The sequence below is a fragment of the Hydrogenophaga sp. genome (assembly GCF_051858985.1).
Classification (GTDB): Bacteria; Pseudomonadota; Gammaproteobacteria; order Burkholderiales; family Burkholderiaceae_C; genus Hydrogenophaga.
Window position 1 is genome coordinate 1,251,560 of sequence record NZ_JBHYGM010000002.1, and the last position, 20,777, is coordinate 1,272,336.

Sequence of the window (20,777 nt, forward strand, 5' to 3'; positions counted from 1 at the left end):
CTTCAGCGCGACTTGGCGCGAATCTCGGGAATGGCCTTCTGCAGGTAATACACCATCGACCAGACGGTGAGCACGGCCGAGATCCAGATCAACCAGGTGCCCCAGAGCTGCGTGTCGATCAGGCCGAACAGGGTGCCGTGGTACAGGAGAAAGGGAATCGCCACCATCTGGACCGTGGTCTTGACTTTGCCGATCATGTGCACGGCCACGCTCTTGGTGGCGCCGATGATGGCCATCCATTCACGCAGCGAGGAGATGGCGATTTCACGGCCAATGATGATGAGCGCCACGAAGACGTCGGCCCGGTCCAGGTGCACCAGCACCAGCAGGCTCGCACACACCAGAAACTTGTCGGCAACGGGATCAAGGAAGGCGCCAAAGGCAGACGTCTGGTTCAGCCTGCGCGCGAGATACCCGTCGGCCCAGTCGGTCCAGGCGAACACCACGAACATCACCGTGGCCACCAGGTTCTGCTGCGCCGGGCTCATGCCTTCAAGGTAGAACACCCCCACGATCAGCGGAATGGCCACGATGCGGGCCCAGGTGAGCAGGGTGGGGAGGTTGAAGAACATAGTGGGGCCGATTATGGACTTGGCTAGTGCAGAGCCCTGTAGATGGCGTCGGCCAGTTCGGACGAGATGCCTTCCACCGTGCTGAGGTCCTCCACGCTGGCCGAAGCCACGCCACGCACGCCTCCAAAGCGTTGCAGAAGTCTGGCGCGCTTCTTCGGTCCCACACCCGGAATGTCCTCGAGCCGGCTTCCACCTGTGCGCACCTTGGCGCGCTGCGCCCGCATGCCCGTGATGGCGAAGCGGTGCGCTTCGTCGCGGATCTGCGCCACCAGCATCAACGCAGCCGAGTCGTGGCCCAGGTAGACCTTCTGGCGGCCGTCTGCGAAGACGAGTTCTTCCAGCCCCACCTTGCGTCCCTCGCCCTTTTCCACGCCCACGATGAGCGAGAGATCGAGACCGAGCTGCTCGAACACCTCGCGCGCCATGCTCACCTGGCCCTTGCCACCGTCGATGAGCACGAGGTCCGGCATTCGCGGGCCGGCGACGGATTCCGCCGTGGGCTCCATGGCCAGGGCTTCGACAGGCTCAGCCTGAACGGTGGGTTCGGCCTGAACGGTGACGTCGGGCTCCGCGCCCACGGAGAGTGGCGGCACGGGGGCGTCGTCGGCCCGCATGGCCTCTGCGATCCGGCCGTAACGGCGCAGCAGCACCTGTCGCATGGCGGCGTAGTCGTCACCCGGCGTGATGCCTTCGATGCGGTAGCGGCGGTACTGGCTGTTCTGCATCTTGTGGCCTTCGAACACCACGCACGACGCCTGGGTGGACTCACCCGCCGTGTGCGAGATGTCGAAGCACTCGATGCGCAGGGTATCGAGCTGGTCGTCTGGCAGGTGCAAGGCGTCGGCGAGTGCGCGCGTGCGGGCTTGCTGGCTGCCCTCTTCGGCGAGAAGGCGCGCCAGGGCGATGTCGGCGTTCTTCTGCGCCATCTCCAGCCAGATGCGGCGGTGCTCGCGCGGCTGATGCACGGCGTGCACCTTTGCACCGGTCTGCTCGGTGAGCGCGTCCAGCAAGGGCTTGCCCACAGCGTGGCTGGTCACCAGCGTGTGCGGCATGGCCACGCCCAGGTAGTGCTGGGCGATGAAGGCTTCGAGCACCTGCACGGCCACACGTTCGGCCGGGTCACCTTTCGCAGGCACCTCGTCGGACACGGCATTGTCGATGGCGGTCGCGTCCTCCACATGGGCGGGGAAATACGGCCGGTCGCCAAGGTGACGACCGCCGCGGATCATCGCCAGGTTCACGCACGCGCGACCGCCCTGCACTTTGACCGCCAGCACATCCACATCCTTGTCGGACACGTTGTCCACCGCCTGCTGGTGCAGCACCCGTGAGAGCGCGCTGATCTGGTTGCGCAGCTCGGCCGCCTGTTCGAACTCCAGTTTTTCTGCGTGTGCCAGCATGCGCTGCTCCAGCGTGTCCAGCACGGCCTGCGTCTCGCCGCGCAGGAAACGTTCGGCATCGCGCACGTCCTGCGCATACACCTCGTGGTCGACCAGGTCCACGCACGGCCCGCTGCATCGCTTGATCTGGTAGAGCAGGCAAGGCCGCGTGCGGTTGGCGAACACGGTGTCTTCGCAGGTCCGAAGGCGAAACACCTTCTGCAGCAAGGTGATGGATTCCTTGACCGCCCAGGCGCTGGGATAGGGGCCGTAGTAGCTGTGGCGCCGGTCCACCACGCCCCGGTAGTAGGCCATGCGCGGAAACGCCTGCGCTGGCGATGGTGCGCGCGCCAGCGGCTTGTCGCGCGTGCCGGTGATCTTGAGGTAGGGATAGCTCTTGTCGTCGCGAAACAGGATGTTGAACCGCGGGTTGAGCGTCTTGATCAGGTTGTTTTCCAGCAGAAGCGCCTCGGCCTCGGAGCGCACCACCGTGGTTTCCATGCGCACGATCTTGCCCACCATGTGCCCGATGCGCGTGCCATCGTGGTTCTTCTGGAAATAGCTCGCCACGCGCTTCTTCAGGTTCCGAGCCTTGCCCACGTAGAGCAACTGGCCCTGCGCATCGAAATAGCGGTACACGCCCGGCAGCGCCGGCAGCGCGGCCACTTCACTGAGCAGTTGATCGGAATGCAGGTCGGCCATGGGCGCGTATTGTGCGCGGCCTTGAAAGCCTTGCCCCGACAATGGCGACCATGCGCTGGGACATTTTCTGCAAGGTCATCGACAACTACGGCGACGTCGGTGTCTGCTGGCGGCTTTCCGCCCAGCTGGCGGGCCGCGGCGAGCAGGTCCGGCTTTGGCTGGATGACCCGGATGCGCTGGCGTGGATGGCGCCGCGCGCACTTCAGGGCGGGGTGCCGAACATCGAGGTCCTGCACTGGACGTCGCCTTTGCCTTCCGGTCTGTTTGAAGACCTGCCGCTGTCTGACGTCTGGATCGAGGCCTTCGGCTGCGATCCGCCGCCGGAGTGCATCGAGTCACTCGGCCGCCAGATGGCGGCCGGCCAACGGGCGCCGGTGTGGATCAACCTGGAGTACCTCAGCGCCGAGCCGTACGTGGAACGCTCGCATCGCCTGCCATCGCCCGTGATGACAGGCCCCGCGCGAGGACTGACGAAATGGTTCTTCTACCCCGGCTTCACGGGTGACACCGGCGGCCTCTTGCGCGAAGAAGACCTGCTTTCTCGACAGGCCTCGTTCGATGCATCGGCGTGGCGGCAGGGGCTCGATCTCTCGCCCGCGGCCAATGGCGCATCGCTTCGTGTCTCGCTGTTCTGCTACGAACCTGGGCCGCTGGCCTCCGTCCTGCAGCAGGCTGGCCGGGCCGACACGGCCAGCGACTGGCTGGTGACACCGGGCCGGGCCGCGCAGGCGGTGCGGGCCGTGCCGGGTGTGATCGGACCCGCTTGCCGCCTTCACGCCCTGCCCCGCCTCACTCAGCACGAATTCGACCATTTGCTGTGGTCGTGCGACCTCAACTTCGTGCGCGGCGAGGATTCGCTGGTGCGTGCGCTGTGGGCGGGCCAGGCTTTCGTGTGGCAGATCTACCCCCAGGACGACAGCGCCCACCACGCCAAACTGGCGGCCTTTCTCGACTGGTTGCAGGCCCCGGGATCGCTGCGGGACTTTCACCAGGCCTGGAACGGCATCGATGCCACCCCTGCCATCTGGCCCGATGGCACCACCCTGCTGCAGTGGCGCACCTGCACGCTCGAAGCGCGCGCGCGGCTGCTGGCCCAGGCAGACCTGGCCAGCCAGCTGACCGGCTTCGTGCTGGAAAAGCGATAAAATTCGAGGCTTTGTGGAAAACCGGTCGGGTGCGCAGCCCAAGCCGGCACCATGCGGACCAACCGTTGGAACCCTTATGAAAATCGCTCAAGAACTCCGCGCCGGCAACGTCATCATGCACGGCAAGGACCCGATGATCGTCCTCAAGACCGAATACAGCCGTGGTGGCCGTGGTGCCGCCACCGTGCGCCTCAAGCTCAAGGCCCTGCTCAACAACATGGCCACCGAAGTGGTCTGCAAGGCCGACGACAAGATGGACCAGATCATTCTGGACAAGAAGGAGTGCACCTACTCCTACTTCGCCGACCCGATGTACGTGTGCATGGACGCCGACTACAACCAGTACGAGGTGGAAGCCGAGAACATGGGCGACGCCCTGAACTACCTCGAAGACGGCATGACCGTCGAAGTGGTGTTCTACGACGGCAAGGCCATCTCGGTGGAACTGCCCACCAGCGTGGAACGTGAGATCACCTGGACCGAGCCGGCCGTCAAGGGCGACACCTCGGGCAAGGTGCTCAAGCCTGCCAAGATCGCCACCGGTTTCGAAGTGTCCGTGCCCCTCTTCGTGGCACAAGGCGACCGCATCGAGATCGACACGCGCACGGGCGAGTACCGCAAGCGTGTCTGAAGGCGCGCGCGACGCGTCCTTTGTCTGAAGAGGCTCCTGCGGGAGCCTCTTCGTTTTGATCGAAACGAATCCCACACAGCGCGCCCACCATGGACCTGGTCTCACGCATCGCGGACGTCATCATCCCGGTCTTCCTGGTGGTGGCCATCGGCTATGGCTACGGCCGCCGCGCACGTCCGGATCTCTCCACCTTCAACCGCATCGCGCTGGATGTGCTGGCGCCCATGCTGATGTACTCGGTGATGGCGTCAAAGGCCTTCGTCATCACCGACCACCTGCCCCTGCTGCTGGGCGGCGCCGTGGTGATCCTGGGCGGCGGCATGCTTGCCTGGCCGCTGGCGCGCGCCTTTGGCGTCCAGCCGCGCACGCTGGTGCCGGTGGTCATGTTCAACAACTGCGGCAACCTCGGCCTTCCGCTGGCGCTGCTCGCCTTCGGCGCCGAACAGTTCGGCGCTGCGGTGGCTCTGTTTGCCGTGAGCAACCTGCTGCACTTCTCGGTGGGTGCGCGCATCACAAGCCGGATCGCGCGCACACGCGACCTGATGACAAGCCCGCTGATGATCGCGACGCTGCTCGGCCTCGCGAGCGCGGTGAGCGGCATCAGGCCGCCCGACGTCGTGCTCTCCGGCCTCAAGCTGCTGGGCGACGCCATCATTCCCATGATGCTGTTTGCGTTGGGCGTGCGGTTGACCTCATTGACGCGCGACGGCCTGGCCATGGGCCTGCTGGGAGCGCTGGCGCGTCCCCTGCTCGGCCTGGCCATCGGCATTCCACTGGCCTGGGCATTGGGCCTGGACGGGGTTGCTCGCGCGCAACTGCTGCTGTTTGCCGCGCTGCCACCAGCCGTGATGCAGTTCATGCTGGCCGAACGCTACCACCAGGAACCCGAGAAGGTCGGTGCCATGATCATGCTGGGCAATGCCCTGGCGGTGGTCTTCGTGCCGATCGCGCTGGCACTGGGTCTCTAGGCCGTCACACACCACAAGGAGCCTCACATGGAAGCCACCCAAGATCTCAACGAACGGCGCCTCGCCGATGCATGGGCCGAGCTGCAGGCCCATTCCAACGAAGGCAACGCGCTGCATGCGGACGCCTACCGGCTCGCCTTCGCCGATCCTGAATTCCTGTTGCGCCGCGAAACGCGCGGTATCCGTCTGCAGCTCGAAATGCTCAAGCCCGATCTGGCCCAGCGGGAACTGGGCATCGAGAACACCGTGGTGGTGTTTGGCAGCGCACGCTTCCGGGAGGCGAACGACGCGCGCGAACTGCTCGCCAAGGCCGAGATCACGGAAAACGAACACGCCATTCGCGCCGCCACGGCGATGGTGCGCAACGCCCACTATTACGACCATGCCCGCGAATTCGCGCGCATCGTGGCGCGCTACAGCAAGCAGTGCCCGCAGGCGGACCAGCTCTTCATCTGCACGGGCGGCGGCCCCGGCATCATGGAGGCGGCCAGCCGGGGTGCGCACGACGAGGGCGCGCTCAACGTCGGCCTGAACATCGCCCTGCCCCACGAGCAATCGGCCAATCCGTACGTATCACCCGAGCTCAGCTTCAAGTTCCACTACTTCGCGCTGCGCAAGATGCACTTCATGATGCGCGCCAAGGCGCTGGTCGCCTTTCCTGGCGGCTTCGGCACGCTGGACGAGCTCTTCGAAGTCATCACCCTCGTCCAGTGCCGGAAGTCCAAGCCGGTGCCAATCGTTCTTTTCGGCAGCGACTACTGGAAACGCCTGCTCAACCTGGAGGTCCTGGTCGAGGAATGCACGATCTCGCCCGAAGACCTGGAGTTGTTCAAGTACGTGGACGATCCCCAGAGCGCCTGGGAACACATCGTCCAGTTCTACGACCTGAAGGTCTAGGGCTGCGTCCAGCCGCCGCCCAGGGCTTTGTACAGGGCCACCTGGCTCTGCTGCTGCGCGAGCCGCGTTTGCGCCAGCGCCTGCTGGGTGGCAAACAGGGAACGCTGCGCATCCAGCACGTCGAGATAGCTCGACACGCCGTTCCGGTAGCGCAGTTCGGCCAGCCTGAAGCGGTCGGCCTCGGCCGTGGCCTGTACCTGCTGGGCCGCGAGCTGGTCTCCCCAGGTGGCGTTGCCCGCGAGGGCGTCGGCCACCTCGCGGAACGCGGTCTGGATGGCCTTCTCGTACTGGGCCACCGCAATGTCGCGGCCGGCCCAGGCGGAATCCAGGTTGGCGCGGTTGCGTCCGGCATCGAAGATGGGCAGCAATGCCTGCGGTGCGATCGTGAAGCCCCAACTGCCATTCTTGAAAAGACCGGACAGGTCGGAGCTGGCGGTGCCGGCACTGGCGGTGAGCGAGATGCGCGGGAAAAACGCAGCGCGCGCGGCGCCGATGTTGGCGTTGGCGGCGATCAACTGCTGTTCGGCCTGCCGGATGTCGGCGCGGCGCGTCAGCAGGTCTGACGGCAGCCCGGCCGGTACATCGCGCAACATGGACGCCCCCATGGCGGGCGCGGCCGGAACCGCCACGGCCGTGCCTGCTTGCGAAGTTTGCGCGGCTGGTGCAGCCGGTGCAGGCGCCGCCGTGGGCAGCAGGTTCGCGGGGAGTGTCTGGCCCACCAGCAGGGTGAGTGCGTTCACATCGAGCAGGCGCAGGCGCCGCTGCTGGGCCTGGGCCACCTGCGCAGAGGCCGTCAACGATTCGGCCTGCCGCAGATCGAGCGCGGACGACGCGCCGTTGTCAAAGCGAAGCTTGCTCAGCCGCAAGGAATCTTCGCGCGTGGCCAGCGTGCGCTGGGTGAGCGCCAGCAGTTCCTCGTTGGCCTGCAGGCTCAACCAGGTGCTGGTCACGGCGGCCACGAGGCTGGTCTGCGCCGCGCGCTGCGCTTCCTCGCTGGCCAGGTATTGCGCCAGCGCGGCTTCTTTCAGGCTGGCGATGCGGCCGAAGAAATCGATCTCCCAGGCGCTGAGGGCCAGGCCCACGCTGTAGACGTTGCTGATGCCGCCGCTGCCGTCGGCCGCAGGCTGGCGTGTGCCACTGGCCGCCAGGTTCACGGTGGGGAACTGGTCGGCGCTGCGGATCTGGTACTGCGCGCGCACCTGCTCGATGTTGAGCGTGGCCACACGCAGGTCGCGGTTGTTGGCGAGCGAGAGGGCAATCAGTTCACGCAGGCGCGCATCGCCCACGAAATCGCTCCAGGCGATATCGGCCGCAGGTACGGCATTGGGTGCGGCAGCAGGCGTGGCGACCGGCCACTCGGGCGCCACCGGCATCGCCGGGCGCTCGTAGGTCGGCATCATCGAGCAGCCTGCGAGCACGGCCGCGGCCACCAGTGTGAGCGCAGTGCGCATCGGGGAGAGGTGCTTCTCAAACATTGGCTTAGGCTCCATGTCCATGGTGTCGGGCCTGCTCGGCGTCGTGCATCTGCTGACGCTTGCTGCCCTTGAAGAGCGTGCGGACCACCACGAAGAAGATGGGCACGAAAATCACCGCGAGCACGGTGCCGGTGATCATGCCGCCGATCACGCCGGTGCCGATGGCGCGCTGACTGGCCGAGCCCGCGCCCGAGGCCAGGGCCAGCGGCAACACACCCAGCGTGAACGCCATCGAGGTCATGACGATGGGTCGGAACCGGATGTGGGCCGCACCCAGCGCCGCCTCGATCGCGCTCTTGCCCTGCGCCTGCAGGTCCTTGGCGAACTCGATGATCAGGATGGCGTTCTTGGCGGTGAGGCCGATGATGGTGATCAGCCCCACCTGGAAGTAGACGTCGTTGGAATAACTTCGCCCCAACGTCGCCAGCAACACGCCGAGCACGCCCAGCGGCACCACCAGGATCACCGAAAGCGGGATGGTCCAGCTCTCGTACAGCGCGGCCAGGCACAGGAACACCGCCAGGATGGCAAAGCCGTAGAGCACCAGGGCCTGCGCGCCGGCCAGCTTTTCCTCGCGCGTCTGCCCGGTCCACTCATAGCCGAAGCCCTGCGGCAACTGGCTGGCAAGCCGCTCCATCTCGGCAATGGCAGCACCGGTGCTGGAACCGGGTGCGGCGCTGCCGCTGATGCGCATGGAGGGGTAACCGTTGTAGCGCACGGTCTGCATCGGACCGGTGACCCAGCGCGTGGTGGCGAACGCCGACAGCGGCACCGCCTGAGACCGGTTGTTCACCACGTTCAGGCGCAGCAGGTCGTCGGGCTGCATGCGGGCCGGCGCGTCCGCCTGCACGACGACGCGCTGCAGACGCCCGGCATTGGGAAAATCGTTCACGTAGCTGGAGCCCAGCGCGGTGCCGATCGCCGCATTGATCGCTTCGAAGCCGACGCCGAGCGCATTCGCCTTGTCGCGGTCGATATCGATCTGCAACTGGGGCGCGTCTTCCAGACCGTCAGGCCGCACCTGCGTGATGACCTTGCTTTGCGCGGCAAGGCCCAGCAACTGGTTGCGCGCGGCCAGCAAGGCCTCACGCCCCTGGCCGGAACGGTCCTGCAGGCGAAAGCTGAAGCCGGACGACGCACCGAGTTCGGGAATGGGCGGCGGGCTCAGCGGGAAGATGAACGCATCGCGAATGCCGGAGAGCGCGCCGAAGGCACGGCCGGCCAGGTCCGAAGCGGAACTACTGGGTTCGGTGCGCTCCGACCAGTCCTTGAGCGTGATGAAAGCCAGTGCGGCATTCTGTCCCTGCCCGGAGAAGCTGAAGCCCAGGACGCTCACCATGCCTTGCACTTCCGGCTGTTTGAGGATGAAACCTTCCACCTGCTTCATCACGTCCAGCGTGCGTTCCTGCGTGGCGCCGGGCGGCAGCTGCACGTTCACCAGCATCGTGCCCTGGTCCTCGTTGGGCAGGAACGAGGTCGGCAGGCGCATGTAGACCACCGCAGCCACCGCCACGATCGCGGCGTAGATGATGAGCGTGCGGCCGGCGCGCGGCAGCAGCGCGGCCACGCCGCCTTCGTAGCGCTTGGCGGTGCGGCGGAAGCCCCGGTTGAACCAGCCGAAGAAGCCCTTCTTCTCGTGGTTGTGCCCGGCCTCCACCTGCTTGAGCAATGTGGCGCACAGCGCGGGCGTGAGCGAAAGCGCCATGAAGGCCGAGAACGCGATGGACACGCCCATGACCGCCGCAAACTGGCGGTAGATGTTGCCCACGGAGCCGCTGAAGAAGGCCAGCGGCACGAAGACCGAGATCAGCACCACGGTCACGCCGATGATGGCGCCGGAAATCTGGCCCATGGCCTTGCGCGTGGCCTCCAGTGGCGGCAGGCCCTCTTCGCTCATGATGCGTTCGACGTTCTCCACCACCACAATGGCGTCGTCCACCACGATGCCGATTACCAGGACCATGCCGAACATGGTGAGCACGTTGATCGAGAACCCCATCGCCAGCAGCGTGGCAAACGTGCCGAGCAGCGCCACCGGCACCACGATGGTGGGAATGATGGTGTAGCGGAAGTTCTGCAGGAACAGGAACATCACCAGGAACACCAGCAGCATGGCTTCGCCCAGTGTGACGGCCACTTGCTGGATGGAAATCTTCACGAAGCGCGAACTGTCGTAGGGAATCGACCAGGACATGCCGGCGGGGAAGAACGCTTCGAGCTGCGCCATCTTTTCGCGCACCGCCTCCGCAGTGGCCAGCGCGTTGCCGCTCGGGGAGAGCTGCACACCAATACCGACCGCAGGCTGCCCATTCAGTCGAGCCGACGTGGAGTAGGCCTGTGCGCCCAGTTCGATGCGGGCCACGTCCTTGAGTCGCACCGTGGCGCCGTCGGGGCTCGCGCGCAGCACGATGTTGCCGAACTGTTCCACGTCGGCCAGCTGGCCATTGACCACCACGGTGGCCGAGATGCTCTGGCCACCCACGTTGGGCAACGCGCCGATTTCACCGGCCGACACCTGCGCGTTCTGCGCGCGGATGGCGTTGGTGACATCGGTGGAGCTCATGTTGAAACCCAGCAACTTGGCAGGGTCGATCCAGATGCGCATGGCGCGCTCGGTACCGAACAGCTGCGCCTGGCCCACGCCGGCTACCCGCTGGAGTTCGGGCACCACACTGCGCGAGGCGTAGTCGCCCAGCGCAACAGGGTTCCATGCCGGATCGTCGCTGGACAGCATGGTGAACAGCAGGAAGTTGCTGCGGGACTTGTCGACGCGCACGCCTTGCTGCGTCACCGCCGAGGGCAGGCGCGGCGAGGCGCGAGATAGCCGGTTCTGCACGTCCACCTGCGCCAGGTCGGCGTTGGTACCGGTCTCGAAGCTCAGCGTGATACTGCCGGTGCCGTTGGCCTGCGCCACCGACTCCATGTAGATCAGGCCGGGGGAGCCGTTCATTTCCTGCTCGATCACCGAAAGCACGCTGTCTTCGAGCGTGGCAGCGGACGCGCCCGGATAGGTGGCGTTGATGACGATGGCCGGAGGTGCCACCGGCGGGTACTGCGCGATCGGCAACTGCGTGATGGCCACGCCGCCCATCACCATGATGAAGAGCGCAATCACCCACGCAAAAATGGGCCGGTCGATGAAGAATTTCGCCATGTCGGGGCGCTCCTCAGCTCGATGCGGCGGGCGCCGATGGCGGGGTGGGCGCGGTACTGCCCGGCTTCTGCCACGGCACTGCCTTCACCGGCGTGCCGGGCGGCATCATCTGCAGCTTCTGGAAGCCATCGACCATCACCTGCTCACCGGCCTTGAGGCCGTCGACAATGACCCACTGCCCGTTCTGCTCGCCACCCACCTTCACCTTGCGCTGGGCCACCTTGCCATCGGCACCCACCACCGACACCGTGTCACCCTGCGCCGAGCGTGTCACGGCCTGCTGCGGCAGCGTGATCGCGTTGCCTGCCGTGGCCTGCTCCAGGCGCACCCGCACATACAGACCCGGCAACAGCGTGCCCTTGGGGTTGGGGACCTCAGCGCGCAGCGTGATCTGGCCCGTGGTGCTGTCGACCGTCAGATCGGAGAACAGCAGGCGGCCGGGTCGCTCGAACACGCTCCCGTCTTCCAGCACCACCTGCACACTGGCGGCGTCCGTACCCGCGCCCTTGAGCTGTCCGCTCTCCATGGCCTTCCGAAGCTGGTAGACCTCGGCGGCCGACTGCGTGAAGTTGACGTACATCGGATTGATCTGCTGGATCACGGCCAGTTGCGTGGCTTCGCCCTGACCGACCAGCGCACCCTCGGTCACCAGCGCGCGGCCGATGCGGCCCGAGATGGGAGCGGTCACGCGGGCATAGCCCAGGTTGATGTTGGCGGTCTGCACCGCCGCGCGGCCAGCGGCCACGTCGGCCTCGGCCTGCTTCTGCGCCGCCACGGCGCTGGCAAATTCCTGCTGGCTCACGGCGTTTTCCTTGACCAGCGGCGCATAGCGCTCGGCCAGAGCCGTGGCCTGCGTCAGATTGGCCTGCGATCGCGCGAGGCTGGCCTGGGCACTCTGCACCGCCGCGGTGTACGGCGCTGCGTCGATGCGGAACAGCGCCTGTCCCGCCTTGACCTCGCTGCCCTCGCGAAAGAGGCGCTCCTGCAGGATGCCGGCGGCACGCGCACGAACCTGCGCCACGCGCGAAGCTTCGAGGCGTCCGGGCAATTCGGTCATCAAACCCACGTCGCCGGGAGCCACGGTGACCACGCCGACTTCGGGTGGCGGCATGCCGCCACCTGGGGCAGCGGCCGCAGGCGCGTCGGGCTTGCCGCAGGCGCTGAGCAGCACCGCGAGCGACAAAACGGTCAGCCCCTGCGCGAGGCGAGCGGGTGACATCGAGGGAAATCGCTGGCGCACGGCGGGCGCGGACTTGATCTGGCTCAAGGCGGACATGGGAATCCTCGGGTGAAGATGGGGCAGCGCGGGAGGCTGCATCGCAGCGCATGGAGCTCCCGTCGCAAAAGCCGTGGAGTATACATACATACAAGAATGTATGTATAGTCCGGTGCTTGGGCAGAGACGCACCAGGGTCTTGGTGGACTTGCCAACAGGAGACACACATTATGGTTCGACGGACCAAAACCGAAGCGCTCGAAACGCGCAACAGCCTGCTGGATGCGGCCGAACACCTGTTCCAGGCGCGTGGCGTTTCGCGCACCTCGCTCAACGACATCGCCACCGAAGCCGGCACCACGCGCGGCGCCATCTACTGGCACTTCAAGGACAAGGCCGACCTGTTCAACGCCATGATGGAACGCGTCACCATGCCGCTGGAATGCTCGCTGGCCACCACTGTGCAGGCCGCCGCCGATCCCCTGCTCGCACTGCGCGAATCGATGCTCAGTGCACTCCGTCAGACCGCGAACGACGAGCAGACCCGGCGCGTGTTCGAGGTCGCTACCCACAAGGTGGAGTACGTCAGCGAGATGCAGGCTGTGCGCGACCGCCACTTGCGGGTTCGCAACGAGTGCATGACCATGACCGCAGAAGCGCTGCGCCATGCCGTGAAGCGCGAACACATCGAACTGCCCATGCCGCTGTCCACCGCCGCCCTGGGGCTTCACGTGATGATGGACGGACTGATCCAGAACTGGCTGCTCGATCCCCACGCGTTCGATCTCGTGCGCAGTGGAAGTGAAACCGTCGACGCCTACCTGGCAGGCCTGGGGTTCGAGGTGCTGCCTCGCCACGCACACGCCCACCCTGTACCTGCCTGAATGCCCTCAGCTCTCCACGCGCTGGGGGGCTTCGGGCGCCGCGGTGGTGCGCAGCGACCAGGCCAGCGGTGAGCCCAGTCCCACCACGCCGCCGACCAGCCAGAACACCGCGCCCACACCGACCAGGGCACCCGCAGAACCGAACAGCAGCGGCATGACCACGCTCGACCCATTGATGGCCATCGCACGCAGGCCCAGTGCTTCGCCGTGCCGGTGGTGCGGCGTCATCTGGTGCAGGGAACTCATGATCATCGGCTGCACCGAGCCGAGTGCGAAACCCAGCAACACCGACAACACGCCCATGGCCAGTGCCGAGTTCACCAGCGGGTAGACCGCGAACAGCAAGGCCGTGGCCGCCATGGCCGAGCCGATCACCATGGACTCGCGCAGGCGCGATGCGAGCCAGGGCATGAGCACGCGAATGGCCGTGGCGGCCAGCGCGAACGCCCCGAGGATCGTGCCGATCACGGTGGCACTCAAGCCCCGCTCATGCCCCAGGACCGGCACCAGGAAGGTGTGCACGTCCCAGCAAGATGAAAGCATCCAGTTGATGGCCATGAGCTTCCTGAAGCCTTTGTCCTTCAACAGGTTCCAGGACGATCCGCTGGCCTGGCGCAGTTCCGGGGCCACGGGTTCATGCTCCACCGTGTGGCGCACCCAGTACCAGGCCATGCAGGGGAACAGTGCCAGCAACAGGAAAGCGGCGCGAAACCCGAAGCTGTCGATCATCACGCCGGCCAGGAACGGCCCGAGAAAGTTGGAGATCGACGGGCCGATGGACATCCAGCTGAAGACCTGCCGCAGTTCGGTAGGCCCGTTCGCCAGCCGACCCACATGGCGTTGCAGGGCGATCATGGCCAGCCCAGTGGCCGCGCCACAGGTCAACGCCGTCAGGCACAGGACGATGAAGACCGGGAAGACCACCGCGAGTGCCGCGCCGGCCGATGCGACACCGACCGAAATCGCCACCGGCTTGCGCAGGCCGCGCCGGTCGGCGTAGCGCCCTGCGGGCAGGGCCATGAACACGGGCGCCAGTGCAAACAGGGCCAGCAAGATGCCCACAGCCGCCGGGCTGTAGCCTTCGCGCAGGGCCATGAGAGGCGCTGCGAGCCGAAAGCCCGTCATGCAGGCATGCAGGCTGATCTGGGCCGCGATCAGTCGCGCGAGGTCGGTGCGCAGATTCGGGTTCAAGCGTCGGCGTTGTCCGTGGGATCCAGCGGCAGGAGCGCACTGGCCTGATCCTGCGGCAGGGCTTCGACGCTGCGCAGGGCCCTCGTCATCACGTTCGTCCGCGTCTGGGCCTGGTCCAGCGTGTTGAGCACGGTCTGGGTCTGGCTCTTCACGCGCGAGAGCACGTCGCCGAACTTGCCGAACTCGGTCTTCACGGCACCCAGCACCTGCCAGACTTCGCTGGAACGCTTCTCCAGCGCCAGCGTGCGAAAGCCCATCTGGAGCGAATTGAGCATGGCCATGAGCGTCGTGGGTCCGGCGAGCGTGACGCGGTATTCGCGCTGCAGCACTTCCATGAGGCCGGGCCGGCGCAGCACTTCAGCGTAGAGCCCTTCCGTGGGCAGGAAGAGAATGGCGAAGTCGGTGGTGTGCGGCGGCTGCAGGTATTTGTCGGCCATGGACCTGGCCTCCAGGCGGATGCGCTGTTCGAGCCCGCGTGCGGCGAGCTCGGCGCCTTCCACGTCCGCACGCTGCTGCGCATCAAGCAGTCGTTCGTAGTCCTCGTTCGGGAACTTGGCGTCGATGGGCAGCCAGCACGGTGCTCCGTCGTCCCCTCGCCCTGGCAGCTTGATCGCAAAGTCCACCGCGTTGCGGCTGCCCGGGCGCGTGGTCACCTGCGTGGCGTACTGGTCGGGCGCAAACACCTGCTCGAGCAACGCGCCGAGCTGGGCCTCGCCGAACATGCCGCGCGTCTTCACGTTGGTCAGCAGGTGCTTGAGATCACCCACTCCCTGGGCCAGCGTCTGCATCTCGCCCAGACCTTTGTGCACCTGCTCCAGCCGGTCGGCCACCTGCTTGAAACTCTCGCCCAGACGCGCCTGCAGGGTGCTCTGCAGCTTCTCGTCGACGGTCGCGCGCATCTCGTCGAGTTTGGCCGCGTTGCCCTGCTGGAGTTGCTGCAACTGCGCATCCAGCGTGGTGCGGATCTCGGCCAGGCGACGGGCATTGCCTTCGCTCATGTCCTGCAGTTGCTTCGTGAGCGTGTCGCCCAGCGTGCCGCGCAACAAGACCAACTGCTGCGCAAACGCGTCGAGCTGGGCATTCTGCGTGCGCGTGGTCTCGGCCGCCTGGCCGGTCAGCGTCTCCTGGAACGTGGCCAGCGTGTGCTGGATGTCCTGGCGAGTGCCCCGCGACGATTCACTGATTTCACGGCGCAGCTCGCTCTCCACCCGTTCGACACGCTGGCCTTGCTGCTGGAGCTGCCCCAGCAACTGCTGCCGATGTCCGAGGGCGTCGGCGTCCACGGGCGGGCTGCGCAGCAACAACCACGCGACCAGCAACAGGTTGACGATCAGCAGGATCAGCAGTGCCCAGGGCAGGAAGTCAACCATCGTTGAACGAGCGTCACGCCACGGCGTTGATGGGCGTGACAGCACGCCCGGTGGTGAGGAAGGCAATCACGTTGTCGGCCGCCAGGTTTGCCATGGCCTTGCGGGTGGCGATGGTGGCGCTGGCGATGTGCGGCGTGAGCACCACGTTGGTCGCGGAAAGCAAGTCCGGATGCACCTTGGGCTCGCCCTCGAACACGTCCAGGCCCGCTGCGGCGATGCGCTTCTCGCGCAGGGCTGCGGCCAGCGCTGCGTCGTCCACAATGCCGCCGCGCGCGATGTTCACCAGCGTCGCTGTGGGCTTCATCTGAGCGATCTCGGCCGCGCCAATGGCGTGATGGCTTTCCGCGCTGTAGGGCAACACCAGGATCAGGTGATCCGCCGTCCGCAGCAGCTCGGCCTTGTCGACGTAGCGCGCCTTGCATTCGGCCTCGGTCGCGGCGTCGAGCCGGGAGCGGTTGTGGTAGATCACGTTCATGCCGAAACCATGCGCGCCGCGCCGCGCAATGGCCTGGCCGATGCGACCCATGCCCAGGATGCCCAGCGTGCTGCCGTTGACTTCGGCGCCGGCGAACATGTCCAGCGCCCATCGATTCCACTGGCCGGCACGCAGGAAATGCTCGCTTTCGGTGAGGCGGCGCGCCGTGGCCATCAAGAGGGCAAAGCCAAAGTCGGCGGTCGTTTCGGTCAGCACATCGGGGGTGTTGGTGGCCACCACGCCGGCCGCCGTCATGGCAGGCACGTCGAAGTTGTTGTAGCCCACCGCGATGTTGGCCACCACCTTGAGTTGCGGGCAGGCTGCCAGCAAAGCCGCATCGATCTTTTCACTGCCGGTCGTGAGCACGCCGGCCTTCCCCTGCAGCCTCGCTGCGAGCTCCTGCGGGGAAAAGACGTCATCGGTGCCGTTGGCCTCGACCTCGAAGTGTTCGCGCAGGCGTTCGACCACCTCCGGAAAGATGTTGCGGGCAATCAGGATGGCAGGGCGTGTGGTCATGAGGGCAGTGATGAGAGGAGACGTCAGATGAACCAGATCCAGGTGATCAGCGCGAAGAGCGGCAGCAGGATGCCGACCGACCAGAGCATGTAGCCGAAGAAGCTGGGCATTCGCACGCCACGGTCCTCGGCGATGGCCTTCACCATCAGGTTGGGCGCATTGCCGATGTACGTGTTGGCGCCCATGAACACGGCGCCGGCAGAAATCGCCGCCAGCGTCGGCGCCAGCGCGTTCATCAGCACCTGCGGATCGCCGCCCGCCGTGTTGAAGAACACCAGGTAGGTCGGCGCGTTGTCCAGGAACGAGCTCAACAGACCCGTGGCCCAGAAGTACATCGCGGGATTGGGGGTGCCGTCGGCATTGGTCACTGCCCTCACCACCGCGCCGAAGGGGCCGTCCACGCCGGCCTTGAGCATGGCGATCACAGGGATGATGGTGAGGAAGATGGCGGCAAACAGCTTGGCGACCTCCTGCATCGGTCCCCAGGAGAACTGGTTGCTTTCATGAACGCTGGAAGGCGTGAGGCGAAGCGAGATGAGCGTGACGACGATCAGGCCGGCGTCGCGCAGCAGGCCCGGCAGGCCCACCTCGGTGCCCCACACATTGAACACCACCGAAGACTTCCACAGGCCACTCATGAGCACCAGCCCCACCACCACACCAAGCAGGAGGAAGTTCTTGGCGCCGTCGAAGCCGATGCGTGTGGTGTCCGGCGTCGGATCCCTCGGCTGCACTTCTTCCCGGTTGCGGTAGAGCCACCAGTCAAGCACAAAGAAGATGCCCAGCAGCGAGACCAGCATGAACAGCGTTTCGCCCCAGATGTGGTTGAAGGTCCAGAAGAACTCGATGCCCTTGAGGAAGCCCAGGAACAGGGGCGGATCCCCTAACGGCGTCAGCGAGCCACCCACGTTGGAGACGATGAAGATGAAGAAGACCACCACGTGCACCTGGTGCTTGCGGTTGTCGTTGGCGCGAATCAGCGGCCGGATCAACAACATCGACGCACCCGTGGTGCCCATGAAGCTGGCGAGCACCGCGCCGATCGCGAGCAGACCCGTGTTCAGCGTGGCACTCCCGTGCAGGTTGCCGCGCAGGAAGATGCCACCGGCCACCGTGAACAACGCGGTCAACAGAATGATGAAGGGTATGTACTCCGCCACCATGGCATGCACCACGGCGGTCCAGGTCACGCCCGGCCCCACGAACATGGCGAACGGCACCAGAAACGCCAGCGCCCACGCGGCCGACACCTTGCCGAAATGGTGGTGCCAGAAGATGGGCGCCAGCAGCGGAACGAGCGCGATCGACAGCAGCACGCCCGCGAAAGGCACACCCCACCAGACGGAAAGCTGACTGCCGTCGAGGTCGGCGGCTTGCGCCAGACCGGGCAGCAGGGCCAGTGTGAAAGCGAGCCAGCGCATGTCAGACCGCCAGAAGATCAACCTCGAACAGCAGCGTCGCGTTGGGCGGGATGACGCCACCGGCACCGCGAGCGCCATAGCCCAGCGCCGCCGGAATCACCAGCCGGCGCGTGCCACCCACGGCCATGCCCTGCACGCCTTCGTCCCAACCCTTGATGACGTGACCGGCACCGAGAGGAAATTCGAATGGCTGCCCGCGGTCCTTGCTCGAATCGAACTTGGCGCCCTGCACGCCATCGTTGTAGAGCCAGCCGGTGTAGTGCACCTGCACGGGGCGGCCAGCCTGCGCGGTCGCGCCATTGCCGACCACGGTGTCTTCGTATTGCAGGCCGCTGGGGGTGGTGATCATGGTGTTCTCCTGTTGGAATTGAATGAAAGGCGACCGATTATTCCAGCCACGTCGTGAACGACGCGGCCGGCTCTCTGGGTGTGTAGAAACCGTTGACCACATGGTCCGGGTCGGCGTAGCCCAGCGACATGCCACACACCAGCATTTCGTTGTCGCCGGCGCCGATGTGGGGAAGGATGATGCGAGCAAAGCCGTTCCAGGCTGCTTGTGGGCAGGTGTGAAGCCCGTGACCGCGCGCAGCAATCATGAGGTTCTGCATGAACATGCCGTAGTCCACCAGCGAGCCGCGCCCCATCACGCGGTCCAGCGTGAACATGAGGCCCACCGGTGCGTCGAAGAAGCGGAAGTTGCGCTGGTGCTGCGCGTGCATCTTGTCCTTGTCGCCCTTGGTGATGCCCAGCAAGCCATAGAGGCCCCAGCCGTTTTCACGACGCCGGTCGATGAAGGGGCTGACCCATTTTTCAGGGTAGTAGTCATAGGCCTCCTTGTACTGGCTGGCCAGCGAGGGATCGGCGCGCAGCGCGTCGTGCGCGGCGCAGACCTTCTCCACCAGCGCATCGCGGCTGGCCCCCTGCAGCACGTACGCTTTCCAGGGTTGCGTGTTGGTACCCGAGGGCGCGCGGCTGGCCAGGGTGAGCAGGTGTTCGATGTCCTCGCGCGGCACGGGGGTGGGAAGGAAGGCGCGCACGGACATCCGGCTGGTGATGGCGGCGTCGACGCTGGCGGCGTCGATGCCGCCCACCGCGGCCTGGGGATTGAGGGTCATCGAAGGGTCTCCAGCAGGCGTTTGAGAGTGTCAGGGAGCGGCACGGGACGACGGTTTTCGCGGTTGACGTACACGTGCACGAAATGACCACAGGCGGCGGCGAGATCGGCGCCGTCGGCGAACAGCCCGACTTCGTAACGCACGCTGGAACTGCCCAGGTGCGCCACACGAAGTCCGGCCCACACCGTCTGCGGAAACGCCAGCGGGGCGAAGTAGTTGCACTGGGTCTCGATCACCAGGCCAATGACGGGGCCGGCGTGGATGTCCAGGGCGCCCTGCTCGATCAGATGGGCGTTGACCGCGGTGTCGAACCAGCTGTAGTACACCACGTTGTTCACATGTCCGTAGACGTCGTTGTCGCTCCAGCGCGTGCCGATCGGGCGGAACACGCGGTACGCGCTGCGGGGCAGGGCCTGCGGGCGCTCGGCAGGTGAACGGGTGGCGGTATTCATGCCGCGGCATTGTGCCAGTGAGGCAAGGCGCCCCCCGCCACGCCTGGCTGCCGCCAGCGTTCCGCGTATTCCAAAGCCGTGCGGTAGGTGTTGATCTGCACCTGCACCGTGTCGTCCAGGTCGTGGCCGTAGCCGCCACCCATGGCAATGGCCAGCGGCAGGCGCCGCTGCCACGCCCAGTCCATCACCCGGCGGTCACGCGCTTCCAGCCCGTCGAACGTGAGCTTCAGGCGCCCCAGCCTGTCGCCCTCATGCGGATCTGCGCCGGCCAGGTACAGCACCAGACCCGGTTCGAAGCGTCGTTCGAGCTCGTCGAGCGCCAGTTCGAGCGCCTCCATGTAATGGCTGTCGGTGCAACCGTCGGGCAGTTCCACGTCCAGGTCGCTTGGCTCCTTGCGAAATGGAAAGTTCCTGGCGCCGTGCAGGGACAGCGTAAAGACCGAAGGGTCGCTGGCGAAGATGCGCGCCGTGCCATTGCCCTGGTGCACATCAAGGTCGACGATGGCCACTCGCAACGGCCCGCGAGCCCGGTGCAGCCGGGCGTGCTCGGCCTGCATCAGGCGTGCCGCGACGGCGAAGTCGTTGAAGACGCAGAAACCACTGCCCCTGTCCGCATACGCATGGTGCGTGCCGCCCGCCAGATTGGCCCCCAGGCCGTCGCGCGCCATCGCGCTGCGACACGCCTGCAACGTGGCGCCCACCGAGCGGCGCGCGCGCTCGGCCATGGCCGGGCTCCAGGGAAAGCCGATCTCGCGCTGAGCAGCGGCCGGCAGGCTGCCGGTGGTGATGGCCGAGATGTAGGCCGGCGTGTGCACCAGAGCGAGCTCACCATCGCTGGCCGGCAGCGCCTGCCCCAGTTGCAACTGGGGCAATTCCGCGGCGAGCCGCTCCCGCAAGCGCGCGTACTTGGCCATGGGGAATCGGTGGCCATCGGGCAAGGGAAGGACGAAGTGGTCGGCGTAGAAGGCTTGCACGGGAGTGGGAACGGCGGGCCGACGTGAGAGGTGTTCCATTGTGTCCGGCTGGCCAATCCACAGCACGGTCGGCGGTTTCTAGAAGCGGTTCCCTAGAATGCTGCAATGCAACAAAAAGGGCTTGCGCGATCGTTCCGGCTCCCTATAATCGAGCCCATGTTGCAGTGCAGCAAAGCGAACGAGAACAACAGCGTCCAAGACAGCGCGGTGTTCCCAGCAGCCCTCAACTAAGCCCTTATC

18 protein-coding genes are annotated in these 20,777 nt (G+C 66.0%); 5 read left to right on the top strand and 13 right to left on the bottom strand.

The features are described from left to right. Positions 1 to 2: 2 nt before the first annotated feature. Positions 3 to 572 carry a CDP-diacylglycerol--glycerol-3-phosphate 3-phosphatidyltransferase gene (pgsA, locus tag ACTIEY_RS12325; protein ID WP_439519389.1) on the bottom strand — a complete coding sequence of 190 codons (570 nt, stop codon included), beginning with the start codon at positions 570 to 572 and terminating at the stop codon, positions 3 to 5. 23 nt (positions 573 to 595) lie between these two features. Next, positions 596 to 2,653 (bottom strand): excinuclease ABC subunit UvrC, encoded by a 2,058-nt coding sequence (uvrC, locus tag ACTIEY_RS12330; RefSeq protein ID WP_439519390.1) that lies wholly within the window; start codon positions 2,651 to 2,653, stop codon positions 596 to 598. 50 nt (positions 2,654 to 2,703) lie between these two features. Here uvrC and earP point away from each other — a divergent pair, with 50 nt between their 5' ends. The 4 genes from earP (at position 2,704) to ACTIEY_RS12350 (ending at position 6,294) form a co-directional block, all read left to right on the top strand. Then, entirely contained in the window at positions 2,704 to 3,798 is a 1,095-nt protein-coding gene (gene earP, locus ACTIEY_RS12335; RefSeq protein WP_439519391.1) for an elongation factor P maturation arginine rhamnosyltransferase EarP, read from the top strand. A gap of 76 nt (positions 3,799 to 3,874) precedes the next feature. Next, complete coding sequence (gene efp, locus ACTIEY_RS12340; RefSeq protein WP_428289644.1) at positions 3,875 to 4,429, top strand: elongation factor P; 555 nt, start codon at positions 3,875 to 3,877, stop codon at positions 4,427 to 4,429. 89 nt (positions 4,430 to 4,518) lie between these two features. Beyond that, on the top strand, positions 4,519 to 5,397 hold the full coding sequence (locus ACTIEY_RS12345) for an AEC family transporter (RefSeq protein ID WP_439519392.1): 879 nt from the start codon (positions 4,519 to 4,521) through the stop codon (positions 5,395 to 5,397). A gap of 27 nt (positions 5,398 to 5,424) precedes the next feature. After that, complete coding sequence (locus tag ACTIEY_RS12350) at positions 5,425 to 6,294, top strand: TIGR00730 family Rossman fold protein (protein ID WP_439519393.1); 870 nt, start codon at positions 5,425 to 5,427, stop codon at positions 6,292 to 6,294. Here ACTIEY_RS12350 and ACTIEY_RS12355 read toward each other — a convergent pair. From ACTIEY_RS12355 to ACTIEY_RS12365, 3 genes are read right to left on the bottom strand one after another with little or no spacing between them, the layout of a single operon-like run. Then, a complete protein-coding gene (locus ACTIEY_RS12355) occupies positions 6,291 to 7,769 on the bottom strand; it encodes an efflux transporter outer membrane subunit (protein ID WP_439519394.1) in 1,479 nt (492 codons plus the stop codon). The genes ACTIEY_RS12350 and ACTIEY_RS12355 overlap by 4 nt on opposite strands. A 4-nt stretch (positions 7,770 to 7,773) precedes the next feature. Then, on the bottom strand, positions 7,774 to 10,923 hold the full coding sequence (locus ACTIEY_RS12360; RefSeq protein WP_439519395.1) for an efflux RND transporter permease subunit: 3,150 nt from the start codon (positions 10,921 to 10,923) through the stop codon (positions 7,774 to 7,776). 13 nt (positions 10,924 to 10,936) lie between these two features. Beyond that, positions 10,937 to 12,199 (bottom strand): efflux RND transporter periplasmic adaptor subunit, encoded by a 1,263-nt coding sequence (locus ACTIEY_RS12365; RefSeq protein WP_439519396.1) that lies wholly within the window; start codon positions 12,197 to 12,199, stop codon positions 10,937 to 10,939. A gap of 170 nt (positions 12,200 to 12,369) precedes the next feature. Between ACTIEY_RS12365 and ACTIEY_RS12370 the strand changes: the two genes are divergently transcribed. After that, positions 12,370 to 13,023: a TetR family transcriptional regulator gene (locus ACTIEY_RS12370; RefSeq protein ID WP_439519397.1), complete on the top strand. Its 654-nt coding sequence runs from the start codon at positions 12,370 to 12,372 to the stop codon at positions 13,021 to 13,023. Between the two features lie 6 nt (positions 13,024 to 13,029). Here ACTIEY_RS12370 and ACTIEY_RS12375 read toward each other — a convergent pair whose 3' ends face one another. Genes ACTIEY_RS12375 through ACTIEY_RS12410 form a run of 8 tightly spaced genes read right to left on the bottom strand, consistent with a single transcriptional unit; the run spans position 13,030 to position 20,537 of the window. Further along, positions 13,030 to 14,214: an MFS transporter gene (locus ACTIEY_RS12375; protein WP_439519398.1), complete on the bottom strand. Its 1,185-nt coding sequence runs from the start codon at positions 14,212 to 14,214 to the stop codon at positions 13,030 to 13,032. Beyond that, positions 14,211 to 15,584 (bottom strand): DNA recombination protein RmuC, encoded by a 1,374-nt coding sequence (locus ACTIEY_RS12380; RefSeq protein ID WP_439519399.1) that lies wholly within the window; start codon positions 15,582 to 15,584, stop codon positions 14,211 to 14,213. The genes ACTIEY_RS12375 and ACTIEY_RS12380 overlap by 4 nt, the downstream gene beginning before the upstream one ends. Positions 15,585 to 15,597: 13 nt before the next feature. Further along, positions 15,598 to 16,575 carry a 2-hydroxyacid dehydrogenase gene (locus tag ACTIEY_RS12385; protein WP_439519400.1) on the bottom strand — a complete coding sequence of 326 codons (978 nt, stop codon included), beginning with the start codon at positions 16,573 to 16,575 and terminating at the stop codon, positions 15,598 to 15,600. A gap of 23 nt (positions 16,576 to 16,598) precedes the next feature. Then, a complete protein-coding gene (locus tag ACTIEY_RS12390; protein ID WP_439519401.1) occupies positions 16,599 to 17,996 on the bottom strand; it encodes a sodium:proton antiporter in 1,398 nt (465 codons plus the stop codon). Between the two features lies 1 nt (position 17,997). Further along, the gene (locus tag ACTIEY_RS12395; RefSeq protein WP_439519402.1) at positions 17,998 to 18,345 is read right to left on the bottom strand and encodes an FKBP-type peptidyl-prolyl cis-trans isomerase; all 348 of its coding nucleotides are present in this window, start codon (positions 18,343 to 18,345) and stop codon (positions 17,998 to 18,000) included. A gap of 37 nt (positions 18,346 to 18,382) precedes the next feature. Beyond that, positions 18,383 to 19,111: a nitroreductase gene (locus ACTIEY_RS12400; protein ID WP_439519403.1), complete on the bottom strand. Its 729-nt coding sequence runs from the start codon at positions 19,109 to 19,111 to the stop codon at positions 18,383 to 18,385. Next, positions 19,108 to 19,563, bottom strand: a complete 456-nt coding sequence (locus tag ACTIEY_RS12405; RefSeq protein ID WP_439519404.1) for an acyl-CoA thioesterase — start codon at positions 19,561 to 19,563, stop codon at positions 19,108 to 19,110. The genes ACTIEY_RS12400 and ACTIEY_RS12405 overlap by 4 nt, the downstream gene beginning before the upstream one ends. Beyond that, on the bottom strand, positions 19,560 to 20,537 hold the full coding sequence (locus ACTIEY_RS12410; RefSeq protein WP_439519405.1) for a histone deacetylase family protein: 978 nt from the start codon (positions 20,535 to 20,537) through the stop codon (positions 19,560 to 19,562). The genes ACTIEY_RS12405 and ACTIEY_RS12410 overlap by 4 nt, the downstream gene beginning before the upstream one ends. Positions 20,538 to 20,777: the final 240 nt, after the last annotated feature.

Bases quoted from the DNA above. Each gene is read 5' to 3' on its own strand.
- ACTIEY_RS12405 (WP_439519404.1), bottom strand. From the start codon at position 19,563: ATGAATACCGCCACCCGTTCACCTGCCGAGCGCCCGCAGGCCCTGCCC.
- earP (WP_439519391.1), top strand. From the start codon at position 2,704: ATGCGCTGGGACATTTTCTGCAAGGTCATCGACAACTACGGCGACGTC.
- uvrC (WP_439519390.1), bottom strand. From the start codon at position 2,653: ATGGCCGACCTGCATTCCGATCAACTGCTCAGTGAAGTGGCCGCGCTG.
- ACTIEY_RS12380 (WP_439519399.1), bottom strand. From the start codon at position 15,584: ATGGTTGACTTCCTGCCCTGGGCACTGCTGATCCTGCTGATCGTCAAC.
- ACTIEY_RS12355 (WP_439519394.1), bottom strand. From the start codon at position 7,769: ATGTTTGAGAAGCACCTCTCCCCGATGCGCACTGCGCTCACACTGGTG.
- ACTIEY_RS12385 (WP_439519400.1), bottom strand. From the start codon at position 16,575: ATGACCACACGCCCTGCCATCCTGATTGCCCGCAACATCTTTCCGGAG.
- pgsA (WP_439519389.1), bottom strand. From the start codon at position 572: ATGTTCTTCAACCTCCCCACCCTGCTCACCTGGGCCCGCATCGTGGCC.
- ACTIEY_RS12365 (WP_439519396.1), bottom strand. From the start codon at position 12,199: ATGTCCGCCTTGAGCCAGATCAAGTCCGCGCCCGCCGTGCGCCAGCGA.
- ACTIEY_RS12350 (WP_439519393.1), top strand. From the start codon at position 5,425: ATGGAAGCCACCCAAGATCTCAACGAACGGCGCCTCGCCGATGCATGG.
- ACTIEY_RS12395 (WP_439519402.1), bottom strand. From the start codon at position 18,345: ATGATCACCACCCCCAGCGGCCTGCAATACGAAGACACCGTGGTCGGC.
- ACTIEY_RS12400 (WP_439519403.1), bottom strand. From the start codon at position 19,111: ATGACCCTCAATCCCCAGGCCGCGGTGGGCGGCATCGACGCCGCCAGC.
- ACTIEY_RS12345 (WP_439519392.1), top strand. From the start codon at position 4,519: ATGGACCTGGTCTCACGCATCGCGGACGTCATCATCCCGGTCTTCCTG.
- ACTIEY_RS12390 (WP_439519401.1), bottom strand. From the start codon at position 17,996: ATGCGCTGGCTCGCTTTCACACTGGCCCTGCTGCCCGGTCTGGCGCAA.
- efp (WP_428289644.1), top strand. From the start codon at position 3,875: ATGAAAATCGCTCAAGAACTCCGCGCCGGCAACGTCATCATGCACGGC.
- ACTIEY_RS12370 (WP_439519397.1), top strand. From the start codon at position 12,370: ATGGTTCGACGGACCAAAACCGAAGCGCTCGAAACGCGCAACAGCCTG.
- ACTIEY_RS12360 (WP_439519395.1), bottom strand. From the start codon at position 10,923: ATGGCGAAATTCTTCATCGACCGGCCCATTTTTGCGTGGGTGATTGCG.